Below are 14078 nucleotides of genomic sequence, written 5' to 3'. Positions count from 1 at the left end.
GGTGCGCAGCTTTGTCGAATTGGCGGCTGACGCGCCGATAGCCGGTTCGGAGTAATACCGATCCCAAATCGCCGGTCGCGTTCGTTCGTTGTTCACGATCAAGCCGGGGCGGCGACATTTTCACGGGTTCTGCTTGCGTTCAGCTCGATTACCGGACTTTCCACGGACAGCGGAGCACCGATGACGCAGTTGATCGACGCCGAACCAGGGCAGCGCGCAGCCGACGGCCCACGCCGCCGGTTCCGCGCGCCCGGCGGTGCCGACCGCGTGTTCCGGCTCGTGCTGCGCGCCGCGGGGCTCGGCGTGCTGGTCATGATGGCGACGGTCGGGTCGTTCCTGCTCACCCGCGGTGCGGACGCGATCTCCAAGAGCGGGTGGGACTTCCTCACCACGCAGGAGTGGGAGCCGGACTCGCTCAACTTCGGCATCGCGTCGGTGCTGATCGGCACGCTGCTGATCGCGTCGGTCGCGCTCGTCGTCGCCTTTCCGCTCGCGCTCGGCGTGGCGCTCTACATCTCGGAGTACGCGCCACGCCGGCTCAAGCGGTTCCTCACGAGTCTCGTCGACCTGATGGCCGCAGTGCCCAGTGTCGTCTACGGCCTGTTCGGATCGACCTACCTGCAGTGGAAAGGCGTCGACGTCCCGCGCTGGCTGTCGATCCAGTTCGGCTGGGTTCCTTTCCTGCACGTGGACGGCGCCAACCCGGACGACCCGCTGGCGACCGATTCCGCCTACGTCACCTCGACTTTCTGGGCAGGCCTCATCGTCGGGTTCATGGTGATGCCGTTCATCTGCTCGGTGATGCGGGAGGCGTTCACCACTGCGCCGCAAGGAGAACGCGAAGGCGCCTACGCCCTGGGGGCCACGCGCTGGGGCATGATCCGCAGCGTCGTGCTGCCGTTCGGCCGCAGCGGCATGATCGGCGGGACGATGCTCGGCCTCGGCCGCGCGCTCGGCGAGACCATCGCGGTCGCCATGATCATCGCGCCGGTCTTCGTGATCCAGACGCAGATCCTCGGCAGCGGCGGCAACTCCGTGTCCGCGCTGATCGCCTCGCGCTGGGGAGCGGCCAGCCCGTTCGGCCTCTCCGCGCTGATGGCCGCCGGGCTCGCGCTGTTCCTGCTCACCCTCGTCGTCAACTTCGCCGCCTCCGCGGTGATCGCGCGCAGCCGTTCCGGGCAGGGATCCGAATGACCACAACAGAAGTACGCCGCGTCACGAACGCGGCCAGGCGCACCGACGTCACGGCGGCGCTCGGGTCCCTGGTGGCCGCGTCCGCGCTCACCGGGCTGCTGTTCGACCAGATCGCGCCGTTCTCCGGCGTCGTCGGGTTCGCCGCCATCGCGTACGGCGTCTTCCTCGCGCTGTACGCGTTGATGGTGTCGCTGGACGGCGACGCGCTGGCGGTGCGGGACAAGCTCGCGTCCGCGGTCGTGCACAGCCTCGCGTTCATCGCGCTCGGTGCGTTGATCTGGATCGTGGTCTACCCCATCTACATGGGGCTGCCCGCGTTGGGGCACCTCAACTTCTTCACCGAGGACATGGCCGACGCCGGCACGCTCGACCCGCTGGAACTCGGCGGCGTGCTGCACGCGGCGGTCGGCACCCTCCAGCAGATCACGATCGCGCTCGTCATCACCGTCCCCTTGGGACTGACGTGCGCGGTGTTCCTCAACGAGACCAGGGGAGTCTTCACCCGGCTCGTCCGCACCGTCGTCGAGGCGATGACCGCGCTGCCGTCGATCGTCGCGGGTCTCTTCATCTACGCGTCGCTGATCCTCGTGCTGGGATTTCAAAGGTCAGGCTTCGCGGCGGGCTGCGCGATCAGCGTGATGATGCTGCCGATCATGATCAGGGCCGCGGACGTGGTGGTGCGCCTCGTGCCGAGCTCGTTGAAGGAGGCCTCGTACGCGCTCGGGGCAGGGCAGCTGCGGACGGTCTGGTACGTCGTGCTGCCGACCGCGCGCAGCGGCCTCACGACGAGCGTTCTGCTCGCCACCGCGCGAGGAATCGGCGAGACCTCGCCGGTGCTGATCACCGCGGGCTTCACCCCGTTCCTCAACTGGAACCCGTTCGCGGACTCCCAGGTGTCGCTGCCGCTCGCGACGTTCCAGCTGGTGACGTCGTCGGAGGAAACCATGAAACAACGCGGGTTCGGCGCCGCCGCCGTGCTGATGGGACTGGTGCTCGTGCTGTTCGTGCTCGCCAGGCTCATCGGCGGCCGCGCCCACGGAGGAAGATGATGAAGAAGCTGGCAGTCCTCCTCGCGGTGCTGTTCCTGGCCGTCCCAATACCGATCGGCACAGTCCCCACAGCGCAGGCGCAGAACTACACGCCGATCTCCGGCGCCGGGTCGACGTGGAGCTACAACGCCCTCGACCAGTGGCGCAAGAACGTCGTGCAGTACGGCATGCGGATCAACTTCGCGGGCACCGGCTCGACCGACGGCCGCAACCAGTTCAAGGCGGGCCAGGTCGACTTCGCCGTCTCCGAGATCCCTTACGGGCTCACGGACGCGGGGGTGCGGGACGTCCCGCCGAAGGACGGCACGTACGCGTACATGCCGATCGTCGCCGGCGGCACGGCGCTGATGTACAACCTCAAGATCGGTGGCAAGCGCGTCACCAACCTGAGGTTGTCCGGGGAGGTCGTCACGAAGATCTTCACCGGCGTGATCACGTCGTGGGCCGACCCGGCGATCGCGAAGGACAACCCCGGCCTGAAGCTGCCGGACCGCAAGGTCGTGCCGGTGGTCAGATCCGACGGTTCCGGTACCAGCGCGCAGTTCACCGGCTGGATGGCCGCGCAGCACGGCGGCATCTGGGACGACTACTGCCGCAAGGCCCGCCGCGCCACGCCGTGCGGCTTCACCTCGAACTACCCGCTGATCGCGCCCGCCGTCGGCCAGTCCGGCTCGCTCGGCGTCGCGAACTACGTGCGCCAGGACGGCAGCGAGGGCTCGATCACCTACGTCGAGTACTCCTACGCCCGCAACGCCGGGTTCCCGGTCGCGAAGCTGTTGAACAGCAAGGGCTACTACGTCGAACCCAAGGCGCAGGCCGTCGCCGTCGCGCTGATGCAGGCGAAGATCAACTCGGATCTGACCCAGGACCTCGGCGCGGTCTACACCAACGGCGACGCCCGCAGCTACCCGATGTCGAGCTACAGCTACATGATCCTGCCGATCGCCGAGGGCGGGAAGTTCAACAAGGACAAGGGCCGCACGCTCTCGGACTTCGCCTACTACTTCCTGTGCGAGGGCCAGCAGCAGGCCGACCGGCTCGGGTTCTCGCCGCTGCCGATCAACCTCGTCCGCGCCGGCGTCGACCAGGTGGCCCGGATTCCCGGCACCACCCGGCAGAACAAGGACATCAGCAAGTGCAACAACCCGACGTTCTCCGCGGACGGCTCGAACACCCTCGCCACGACCGCGCCGCAGCCGCCCGAGTGCGACAAGCAGGGCCCCACGCAGTGCAAGGAGGGCACGGGCGGCGCGACGGAGAACACTGAGCCCAACAACAACGGCGGCACGAACAACAACAACACCGCAACCAACGGTGACAACCCCACGGGCAACCCGACCGACGCGCCCGCCGACGCGTCGCAACCCGGCGAGGAGACGGTCGACCCGGTGACGGGGGAGACCGTGCGCCGGTCGAGCCAGAGCGCAACCGCCACCCCGGTGTCGGTGTCGTTGCGGCAGAGCAACTCCGCGCTGCTGATCGTCGTGATCACCATTCTGCTGGTCGTGCTGGTGTTCGGCCCGCCGCTGGTGTCCCGCTGGCTGCGCGGAGGTGGCCGATGACCAGGCTGGTGCTCGCCGCGCTGCTGTTGTTCGGGGCGGTCGTCGTGTGGCCCTCCGACGCGGTCGCGCAGGACTCGTCCGCCGTCACGGTGTCCGGCAAGGGCGACTACGCGAACCTCAAGATCACCGTCGCCCAGACCAGGGACCTGATCAACCAGACCGTGCACGTGAACTGGACCGGCGGCAGGGAGACCGGCCCGGTCGGCCGGTTCGCCACCAACTACCTGCAGGTCATGCAGTGCTGGGGCGACGACCCGGCGGGCCCGGCCCGTGAGCAGTGCCAGTTCGGCGGTCTCGAGGCGCAGAACGGCCTGGGCCTCGGCAACTTCACCAAGAGCAGGCAGATCGCCTACAACGACCCGAAGGACCCCGTCGAGCCCACGCCGATCCCGCCCCAGGGCGCCGCGTTCGCGCAGTTCCACGCCGTCACGGGCAAGACGACCCCGTCGTACGGCGAGTTCTTCGACGCGGGCACGACCAACGAGGTCCCGTTCGCCAAGACCCGCGCGGACGGCACCGGCGAGATCGACTTCGAGGTGCAGACGGCGCTGGAGGCGTACGGCCTCGGCTGTGGCAGCGTCACGAACGGCACCCCGCGGCACTGCTGGCTCGTCGTGGTTCCCCGTGGCGACAAGGAGGTCAACGGCCGGACCGTCGGCGTCGACCACACCAGCAACAACCTCGACTCGTCACCGCTCAGCCAGAGCAACTGGAACAACCGGATCGCGGTGAAGCTCGACTTCCGCCCGGTCGGCCGCGCCTGCCCGATCGGTGCCGCCGAACGCCCGCTGACCGGTCACGAGTTCGTCGCCGACGCCGTCGCCCGCTGGCAGCCCGCGTTGTGCGCCAACAACGGCACGGTCTTCGGCTTCACCCAGGTCCCGGACGGCATCGCCCGCGACCAGCTCGGCCTCGACGCACCCGGCGTGGTGTTCACCAGCGAACCCGTTGCCACACCGGCACGTCCGACCGTCTACGCGCCGGTCGCCGTCTCCGGGTACGCCATCGCGTTCGTGCTGGAACGCCAGTCGCGCGGCCCCGAGGTCGAGACCGATCCCAAGGTGTGGCAGCGGGACGGCCAGCTGATCACCTCGCTGAACCTCACGCCGAGGCTCGTCGCGAAGCTGCTCACCCAGTCCTATCGGGACGCCGTGCCGGGCAACCAGACCTACCTGCAGAAGAATCCGCGCAGGCTCAACGACGACCCGGACTTCCTGGCGATCAACGAGGAGTTCAAGACCTACGGCGCGTTGATGAACGCACTCGACATCCTCGCGCCGTCAGTCGACCTCGACGCCACCAAGGCGTTGTGGACGTGGATCAACGCCGACACGGACGCCCGCGCGTTCCTCGACGGCTCGCCCGACCCGTTCGGCATGGTGGTGAACGAGAAGTACCGCAACCTCGCGCTGCCGTTGCCGAACTACCCGAAGGCCGACCTGAGCTGCAAGGACCTCGCGTTCCCGCTCGGCCCCGACTGCGCGCTGATCTCCCGGCCGCTGTCGGCGGACCTGCACGAGGGCGGCCGCGCGATCAGCCGCGGCGACACGCTCGGCAAGCTGCCCAACGGCCTGCCGGACCCGCTCGACCCGTCCAAGCCCGGCTACTCGAAGTCGCCGCGCCAGCCCACCGGCGAACGCAGCCTGCTCGCCGTCGTGGACACCGCGACAGCACAGCGGTACGGCCTGCCCACGGCCTCGCTGCGCAACGCGGCGGGCCAGTTCGTCGCCCCCACCCCGGAAGGCCTCGGCGCGGCCCTGGACCAGCTCTCGCCGACCGAGGTCGCGGGCGTGAAGATCGCCAACCCGGCGGGCAGGAACGCCAAGGCCTACCCGCTGCCCAACGTCACGTACGCGGCCGCCGTGCCGTCCGCGATGGACCAGGCGGCCGGCGCGGACTACGCCAAGTTCCTGAGGTTCGCGGCCGGACCCGGCCAGACGCTCGGTGAGGCCGACGGCCAGCTGCCGCGCGGCTACCTGCCGCTGCCGGACACCCTGCGCGGTCAGGCGAACGACGCCGCCGCGATCGTGGAACGGGACGCGGGCAAGCCGATCACCACGCCGGAGAACACGCCGCCCCCACCGCCGGCGGACAACGTGGTGAACAACCCGCAACCGCAGGCGAACAACCCGGCCACGCCGCAACAACCGCCCGTCGCGCCGCCGGTGCCCGCGAAGCCGTCCGACCAGCCGACGCCGAAGCCCGTGGCCGCGCTGCGGGACACGCCGTCGATGCCGGTGACCTGGCTGCTGCGCCACCTGCTGGCCGTCGCGCTGATCGCGGGCGCGCTCGCGACCGCGGCGGGACCTGTGCTTTCACGGCTGTCGAGCCGTGTGAGACGCGAACCCGAGGAGGTGAGCCAGCCCGGCCCGTGACGGAGTTGCCCCTCCACACGGACCGGTCCGACCGGTTTGCACCGTGCGCGGACACCAGTCCACGCACACCCTTTCGCAGAAAAGGATACTGCAGTGAGCCCGAAGCGTTTGCTTTGTGCTGCCGTCGCCACGATGGCCGCGGCCGCCCTGGTCGCCGCACCCGCCGCCCAGGCGGACCCGACCGGTACGCCCAACTTCCGCGACATCGTCGCCGTCGGCTCGGACACCACGCAGACCGTGATGAACGGCCTGTCCGACGCGATCACCATCAACGGCAACAAGGTCATGGGTTCGTACGACGCCCGTGGGTCGGCCACGATCCAGACCAAGGAGACCGGCTGCACGATCCCCAGACCGGCCTCGTCCGGTGAGGGTGTCAACGCGCTCGTCGCCGCGGTCGAGGGCAACACGAACTGCGTGCAGGTGGCGCGGTCGTCGTCCAACAGCGCGTCGACGTTCCCCGGCAAGAACCTGACCTACATCCCGTTCGCCGTCGACGCGATGACCTACGCGGTCCGCAGCGACAGCACGGTGTCGAAGAAGCTCACCACGGCGCAGCTGAAGTCGATCTACAACTGCACCGCGCCGGGTGTCGGCACGAACTTCAAGCCGTTGCTGCCGCAGTTCGGTTCGGGCAGCCGCGACTTCTTCCTGAAGCAGCTCGGCCTCACCAACACGGCGAACTACACCACGCAGTTCCCGTGCGTCATCGACACCGACGTGAACGGCGAGCCGATCCAGGAGCACGTCGGCACGTACCTCACCGACACCAAGCAGATCCTGCCGTACTCGATCGCCGTGTACGCCTCGCAGATCTACGGCAACGCGCCGGCCGCGCAGGGCAAGGCCGTGCTGGCCACGTTCAACAACGTCGCGCCGACGGTCCTCAACACGTCGTCGTCGTTCAAGCGCGACGTCTACAACGTCGTCCCGTCGCAGAAGCTCTCCGAGTCCGCGTACTCGCAGCTCTTCGTCGGCGGCACGTCGCTCGTCTGCACCCGGACCGACGTCATCACCCAGTTCGGCTTCGGCGTCAACCCGAACTGCGGCTCCACGCAGATCGTCACTCCCTGATGGCTTCGGAAAGGTCAGCTGTGCGCACCAACCTCCGCCGCATCGCCGCGGGTGCCGCCGTCGTCGCCGTCTCGGTGATGGCCGCGCTCGGCACCTCCGGCACCGCCCTCGCCGCCCCGCCGGTCGGCAACCTGGGCACGCTCTCGGTCAGCAAGCAGTCCGGTAACGACCTGGACGCCCTGACCTACGTCACGTCCGCGCCGTGCGCGTCGGGCTCGGACGGCTACAACCTGTTCGTCTACGGTCCTGGCGGCTTCACCAACGGCCTGATCGGCACCACGCCGACCGACGTCGGCTTCTCCACCTCGGCGCCGATCACCGTGCTGCAGGGCCTGTCGTTCCGCGACATCGCCGTGGACAACACCACGACGATCACGCCCGGCACCTACACGATCGCCGTGAACTGCGTCGACCTGTTCTCGCAGGAGGTCGTCGGCACCTTCACCCGCACCATCTTCTTCACCAGCGCGACGGCGTGGCAGGCCACGGACCCGAGCGCCCCGGTGACCACGACGACCGCGCTCTCCGTCGCCCCGAACGCGCCCGTCGTCCAGGGCACCTCGGTGACGCTGACCGCGAACGTCACCCCGGCCTCGGCCACCGGCACCGTCCAGTTCAAGGACGGCGCGGGCAACCTGGGCAACCCGGTCGCCGTGTCGAACGGTGTCGCGTCCCTCGTGACGACGGCGCTTCCCGTTGGCGCGCGCCAGCTCTCGGCCGTGTTCACGGGTTCCGCCGGCAACATCACGGGCTCCACGTCCGCCGTGGTCTCGTACCAGGTCAACGCTCCGGTCGCGACGCCGACGACGACCTCGCTCGCCGTCACGCCGGGTGGCACGGCCGCGCAGTTCAGCACGGTCACGCTGAACGCGACCGTGGCTCCTGCCGGTGCCGCCGGCTCGGTGCAGTTCCTCGACGGTGCCGCGAACCTGGGCAACCCCGTCGCCGTGTCGGGTGGTTCTGCCACGCTGACCACGTCGGCGCTCGCCGTGGGCTCGCACAGCCTGACCGCGCGTTTCGTGCCGGCCTCCGGCGCGTTCGAGACCTCGGTCTCGGCCGCGATCCCGCTGGAGATCACGGCGTTCGCGGGCGTCTCGGCGTCCGAGACGATCACCACCGAGGTCAAGGCCGGTGAGCTGCTGATCAGCGTGGCGAACCAGAACGTGACGCTGCCGTCCCCCGTGATGGCCGCCGACGGTTCACTCCTGACCACGGCCGGTGCGCTCAATCCCATCACCGTCACGGACACCCGTGCCGGCAACCCCGGCTGGAACGTCTCCGGCCAGGTGACGGACTTCGCCAGCGGTGCCAACGCCATCAACGGCGCGAACCTCGGCTGGACCCCGAAGATCGTCGACAAGTCCCCGGTGCAGAACATCACCGCGGGTCCGAACGTCGACCCCGCCAACGCTCTGGTCCCCGGCGCCTCGGCGCCGAACGGCCTCGGCCTGGCGGCCGCGCGCACGCTCGCCACGGCGGCGTCGCTCGGTGGTAACGGCACCGCGAACCTGTCGGCCGACCTGGCGCTGAAGGTGCCGACGTCGACGCAGGCCGGTACCTACACCGCCACGCTCACCCTCACCGCCATCTGATTGCCCGTGGGTGGTGGCTCCGGCCACCACCCACACCTTCTCCGAAGGGTTCCGCATGTTCTGGCGCCTTCTCGTTCCCTGCCTGCTCCTGGTGGGCTTCGCCGTCCCCGCGCACGCCGCCGAACCCGCGACGTTCGGTGTGCGGCCCGCGACCGCGGAGGCGCCGGACAGCCGTTCCGACTTCAGCTACAGCGCGACTCCCGGCGCCGTGGTGAAGGACTTCGTCGCCGTGTCGAACGTGTCCGCGCAGCCGTTGAAGCTGCGGGTGTACGCGAGCGACGCGTTCAACACCCCCGAGGGCGGGTTCGACCTGCTGCCGTCCGGCCGCGAGTCGACGGACCTCGGCAAGTGGGTGGTCGCCGACCGGCCAGAGGTCGAGGTCGGCCCGCGCTCCACCGTGATCGTCCCGTTCGCGCTGACCGTGCCCGCGAACGCGACCCCCGGTGACCACACCGCCGGTCTGGTGGCGTCGCTGACGACCGAGGCCACCGGCACGGACGGCCAGCGCGTCGCCGTCGAGCAACGCGTCGGTGCCCGCATCTACCTGCGCGTCTCCGGTGACCTGGCGCCGCGGCTGAGCATCGAGGGGCTGACGGCCTCCTACCACGGCCGGTGGTTCGGTTCCGGTGAGACCAAGCTGAGCTACGTCGTGCGCAACACCGGCAACGTCCGGTTGGGCGGCAAGCAGAAGGTGTGGGTCGAGACGCCGTGGGGGTCCGTTGTGGACGGACCGGCGCTCGGCGACCTGCCGGAGCTGTTGCCCGGCAGCACGTTCCGGGTGAGCGCGGTGGTACCCGGGGTGCTGCCCGCCGGGTGGATCGACGGCGTCGCGCACATCGACCCCGTCGCCCAGGCCGGCACCTCGCCGCTGCCCGCCGTCGCCGAGGCGCGGACGACCACCGCCGCGCCGCCGTGGATCGTGGTCATCGCCCTGCTGGGCATCGCACTCGTCCTGGTGCTTCTGACGCTGCGGCGCCGCCGCTCGAAGCCGTCCCCTGTCACTCCTGCGCGGGAGGTCGAACGTGTTGGCGCGTAGTGTTCTTGTTGCCCTGATGGTGTTCCTCTGCTTGCCAGGGGTGGCTTTTGGCGCCCCGCTGGGCAAGCTCGTCGTCACGCCGGGGGAGAGCCGCGACGCCGCGCCCGTCCGGCTGACGACCGCCGCCGGGTGCCCCGCCGCCGCGACCGGGTACTTCGCCACCATGAACGGCCCGGGGTTGCCGGGCGCGGGCATCGTGATCGTCGCGAACGGGGACGTCGGGATGACGCACGACGCGCCGTTCGAGGTGCCGGTGGCGTTGACGTTCAAGGACCTCGCGGCGGACAACAACGTGACGTTCCAGGGCAAGTACGAGCTCTCGCTGCACTGCATCGACTCGTTCAGCCAGCAGAGCTTCGGCGCGTTCACCGGCTCGGTGGACTTCGGCACGGACGCCCGCTACGTCGCCATCGGCGAGGCGAAGGGCCCGCAACGCCCGGCGGCGCCGCTGATGCCCAGCGTTCCGGAGACCGCGTCCGATCCCACGCCCGACCCGGACGCCGCTCCGGAGCCGTCGACGCCCGAGGAGATCTGGCCGGAGGCCGCCGGTGCCGAAACCGGTGGCGCCCAACCGTTCCTGTACATCGCGATCGGCGTCGTCGCAGGCGGCGCCCTGATCGCGCTCGGCATGGCGTTGCTGCGACGCCGGCCTTCCAAGGGAGACAACGATGCGTAAGAGATACCTGCTGGCGTCCGCCGCCGCGGCCGTGGGCCTCGCGGGCCTCGCCGCACTCGTCGCCGTGGCCCCGAGCCAGGCCGAACCGCCGGTCGCGACCCTGGGTGTGCTGTCCGTGCAGCCCACGACCGGTCTCGACATCACCGCGCCGACCTACACCACCTCGGCGGGCTGCCCGACCGACTCCGACGGCTACAACCTGTTCGTCTACGGCCCCGGCGGTTTTGTGGACGGCCTGATCGGCACCACGCCGACCGACGTCGGGTTCTCGACGTCGTCGCCGTTCCCGGTGCTGCAGGGCCTGTCGTTCAAGGACATCGCGGTCGACAACAGCACCGCCGTCGTGGCAGGCAAGTACACGATCGTCGTGTCCTGTGTGGACCTGTTCACGCAGGAGGTCAAGGGCACGTTCACCCGTGAGCTGTTCTTCACCGACGCCACGCACTACCAGGCGACGGACCCGAGCAGCACCACCACGACGACCACTACGACGACGACTCAGCCCACGACCACGACGTCGTCCAGCACCACCACGACCCAGCCCACCACCACGACGACTCAGCCGACGACGACCACGACTGAGCCGACCACCACGACGACTGAGCCGACCACCACCACGACCACGACTCAGCCGACGAGCACCACCACGACGACCACGACCGTTCCCACCAGCACCACCACCAGCACGACGTCGTCCACCACGTCTTCCACGACGACGAGCACCACGACGTCGACGACCACGTCCTCGACCACCACCACGACCCAGCCGACGACGACCACCACCAACCCCGGTGGCTCGTTCACGCTGGCCGTGAGCAAGCAGACCGGCAAGGACATCGAGGCGCCCACCTACACGACGTCCACCGGCTGCGGCGAGAACGACGCCGACAACTACCAGATGTTCATCCACGGCCCCGGCGTCTTCCAGGGCGGCCTGATCGCCGCCACGCCGTCGGACGTCGGGTTCTCCAAGACGAGCCCGATCAACGTCCTGCAGTACCTGTCGTTCAAGGACATCGCGGTCGACGCGGGCGGCGAGATCGTGGCGGGCGACTACCGGGTCGAGGTCGACTGCATCGAGTCGTTCGGCGGCACGAAGCACCGCACGTTCACCACGGGCATCCGCTTCACCAACGCCACCGACTGGCAGGTGATCGGCGCCCCGCCCACCACGACGACCACCACGCAGCCGACCACGACGACGACTCAGCCGTCCACCACCACACAGCCGACCGACACGACGGACACGACCACCACCGACACGCCGACGGACACCACGACCACCACCACTGCCGGTGGTGGCACCCAGACCATCGGCCTGGCGGTCACCGGTTCGCCGTTGCAGAACGTGCTGGTGCTCGGCGGCCTGCTGGTCGTGATCGGTGGCCTGGTCCTCTACATCGCCCGCCGGCGCCGCGCGTGACCACGACCGAGATGCCGGTGCCACCGGAACCCCCGGTGGCACCGCACGGCGACACGCTGGTGGCGGAGGCCCCCAACCTCTGGGCCCCGCCACCGGCGGCACCCGACCGCCCCGCCGTCCTGGTCGAGGAGGCCCCCGCCCTGCGCACCGCGGGGCAGGCCCTCGGCATCGTCGGCGCGCTGCTGCTGTGCTTCGTCGTGCAGTTCACCCTGGTTGGCGCGCTGAAGCACGAACGCGACCAGTCCCAGGCGCACACCGACTTCCGCGTGCACCTGGCCAACGCCACGGCCCCGGTCTCGGCGCTGACCGAGGACGGCCGCCTGATCGAGTCCGGCACCCCGGTCGCCATCCTGGAGATCCCGCGCCTGGGCGTGCGCGAGGTCGTCGGCGAGGGCACGTCCTCGTCGGCGCTCGCGTCCGGCCCCGGCCACCTGCGCAGCACGGTCATGCCGGGCCAGGCGGGCACCGCGGTGATCCTCGGCAGGCGCGCGGGCTACGGCGGGCCGTTCGCCCAGGTCAACAAGGTCGTGCCGGGCGACGAGATCCGCGTGACCACCGGCCAGGGCGAACACCGCTACCAGGTGCAGGGCGTCCGCAGAGCCGGTGCGCCCCAACGACACGTGCCCGCCGCGGGCAAGGGAGCGCTGACGCTCGTCACCGCCGACGGCCCGTACTTCATGCCCACCGACGTGCTGTGGGTGGACGCGAAGCTCACGACCGAGGTGATGCCGACCTCGGGCGCGCTGCCGTCGTTCGCCGTGCCGGACAACGAACGCGTGATGGCGAGCGACCTCACCGCCCTCGTGCCGGTGGCGGTCTGGGCGCTCGTGCTCGTGGCGGCCGCGTTCGCCGTCGTCTACCTCAAGCAACGCGTCGGCCGCTGGCAGGCGTGGGTCGTCGGCGTGCCGGTGCTGGGCACGCTCGGCCTCACCCTCGCCGACCACGCCGCGGCGTTGCTGCCCAACCTCATCTAGGGGAGTTCCATGCTCGACGCGCGTTCGATCTCGGCCTGGTTCGGCGACCGCAAGGTCCTCGACCGGGTGTCCCTGGACATGCCCGCGGGCACCGTGACCGCCCTGATCGGCCCGTCGGGCTGCGGCAAGTCGACGTTCCTGCGCATCCTCAACCGCATGCACGAGCTCGTGCCCGGCGCGACGCTCGCCGGCGAGGTCCTGCTGTCGGGCGAGGACATCTACGACGCGGGCCGCAAGCTCACCGACGCCCGCAAGCAGATCGGCATGGTGTTCCAGAAGCCGAACCCGTTCCCGGCGATGTCCATCTACGACAACGTGGTGGCGGGCCTGAAGCTCACCGGCCTGCGGGCTGGCCGCGGCCAGAAGGACGCGCTGGTCGAGGAGTGCCTCTCGAAGGCCGGCCTGTGGCTGGAGGTGCGCGACCGCCTGCGGCAGCCGGGCGGCGCGCTGTCCGGTGGCCAGCAACAACGTCTGTGCATCGCGCGCTCGCTCGCGGTGCGCCCCAAGGTGTTGCTGATGGACGAACCCTGCTCGGCCCTCGACCCGACGTCGACCCGCCGCATCGAGCAGACCATCGCCGAGCTGGCCCACGAGGTCACGATCGTGATCGTCACGCACAACATGCAGCAGGCGGCGCGCGTCTCGCAGCAGTGCGCGTTCTTCCTGGCGGAGCAGGGAACTCCGGGCGTGATCGTGGAGTCGGGACCCACCCAGCAGATCTTCGAGGCGCCGGTGGACCAGCGCACGTCCGACTACGTGCACGGCCGGTTCGGTTAGACCGCGGTCACGGCACGGACAGGTTCGACAGGGAGTACGCGACCAGGACGAAGAACGCGATCAGCAGCACCACGCCGAACGTGCCGCCGATGATCAGCCCCGTGCCGAACGCCTTCCAGCGCGCGGACGACCGCACCTTCAGCACGACTCCGGCCACGACCGACCCGAGCGCGATCCAGATGAAGGCGTAGGCGTACTGGCCGCCCTGCCACCCGAGTGACTCCAGCACGTCGTTCTGCATGCTGACGAAGGTGAGCAACAACAGCCCGAGAGTGGTGGCGAAGCCCGCCACTCCCGCGACTGTGTGACTCTTGGTGTCGTTCACACGTCGAGAGTGCCGCGAGCG

12 protein-coding genes are annotated in these 14078 nt (G+C 69.8%); 11 read left to right on the top strand and 1 reads right to left on the bottom strand.

Going from position 1 to position 14078, the window contains the following annotated elements:
* Window positions 1-180: 180 nt before the first annotated feature.
* From pstC to ACQEU1_RS14135, 11 genes are all read left to right on the top strand, one after another.
* Complete coding sequence (gene pstC / locus ACQEU1_RS14185) at window positions 181-1194, top strand: phosphate ABC transporter permease subunit PstC (protein WP_433200593.1); 1014 nt, start codon at window positions 181-183, stop codon at window positions 1192-1194.
* Window positions 1191-2243, top strand: a complete 1053-nt coding sequence (pstA, locus tag ACQEU1_RS14180) for a phosphate ABC transporter permease PstA (RefSeq protein WP_433200590.1) — start codon at window positions 1191-1193, stop codon at window positions 2241-2243. The genes pstC and pstA overlap by 4 nt, the downstream gene beginning before the upstream one ends.
* A complete protein-coding gene (gene pstS, locus ACQEU1_RS14175; RefSeq protein ID WP_433200587.1) occupies window positions 2243-3805 on the top strand; it encodes a phosphate ABC transporter substrate-binding protein PstS in 1563 nt (520 codons plus the stop codon). The genes pstA and pstS overlap by 1 nt, the downstream gene beginning before the upstream one ends.
* Complete coding sequence (locus tag ACQEU1_RS14170; protein ID WP_433200584.1) at window positions 3802-6180, top strand: hypothetical protein; 2379 nt, start codon at window positions 3802-3804, stop codon at window positions 6178-6180. The genes pstS and ACQEU1_RS14170 overlap by 4 nt, the downstream gene beginning before the upstream one ends.
* Window positions 6181-6273: 93 nt before the next feature.
* Window positions 6274-7254, top strand: coding sequence for a hypothetical protein (locus ACQEU1_RS14165; protein WP_433200581.1), 981 nt, complete (start codon window positions 6274-6276; stop codon window positions 7252-7254).
* 20 nt (window positions 7255-7274) lie between these two features.
* Window positions 7275-8846 (top strand): Ig-like domain repeat protein, encoded by a 1572-nt coding sequence (locus ACQEU1_RS14160; protein ID WP_433200578.1) that lies wholly within the window; start codon window positions 7275-7277, stop codon window positions 8844-8846.
* Between the two features lie 55 nt (window positions 8847-8901).
* On the top strand, window positions 8902-9882 hold the full coding sequence (locus ACQEU1_RS14155) for a DUF916 domain-containing protein (RefSeq protein WP_433200575.1): 981 nt from the start codon (window positions 8902-8904) through the stop codon (window positions 9880-9882).
* Between the two features lie 40 nt (window positions 9883-9922).
* A complete protein-coding gene (locus ACQEU1_RS14150) occupies window positions 9923-10558 on the top strand; it encodes a hypothetical protein (RefSeq protein ID WP_433200572.1) in 636 nt (211 codons plus the stop codon).
* On the top strand, window positions 10551-11981 hold the full coding sequence (locus ACQEU1_RS14145; RefSeq protein WP_433200569.1) for a hypothetical protein: 1431 nt from the start codon (window positions 10551-10553) through the stop codon (window positions 11979-11981). Before ACQEU1_RS14150 ends, ACQEU1_RS14145 begins: the two co-directional genes overlap by 8 nt.
* Window positions 11978-12955: a sortase gene (locus ACQEU1_RS14140; protein WP_433200566.1), complete on the top strand. Its 978-nt coding sequence runs from the start codon at window positions 11978-11980 to the stop codon at window positions 12953-12955. The genes ACQEU1_RS14145 and ACQEU1_RS14140 overlap by 4 nt, the downstream gene beginning before the upstream one ends.
* A 9-nt stretch (window positions 12956-12964) precedes the next feature.
* Window positions 12965-13732, top strand: a complete 768-nt coding sequence (locus ACQEU1_RS14135; protein ID WP_433200563.1) for a phosphate ABC transporter ATP-binding protein — start codon at window positions 12965-12967, stop codon at window positions 13730-13732.
* 7 nt (window positions 13733-13739) lie between these two features.
* Here the strand turns inward: ACQEU1_RS14135 and ACQEU1_RS14130 are convergent, their stop codons facing one another.
* The gene (locus ACQEU1_RS14130; RefSeq protein ID WP_433200560.1) at window positions 13740-14057 is read right to left on the bottom strand and encodes a hypothetical protein; all 318 of its coding nucleotides are present in this window, start codon (window positions 14055-14057) and stop codon (window positions 13740-13742) included.
* Window positions 14058-14078: the final 21 nt, after the last annotated feature.

The sequence above is a fragment of the Lentzea sp. CA-135723 genome (assembly GCF_050936595.1).
Classification (GTDB): Bacteria; Actinomycetota; Actinomycetes; order Mycobacteriales; family Pseudonocardiaceae; genus Lentzea.
Note: the sequence above shows the minus strand (reverse complement) of the source record. Positions and strands in the feature narration are given on the sequence as shown.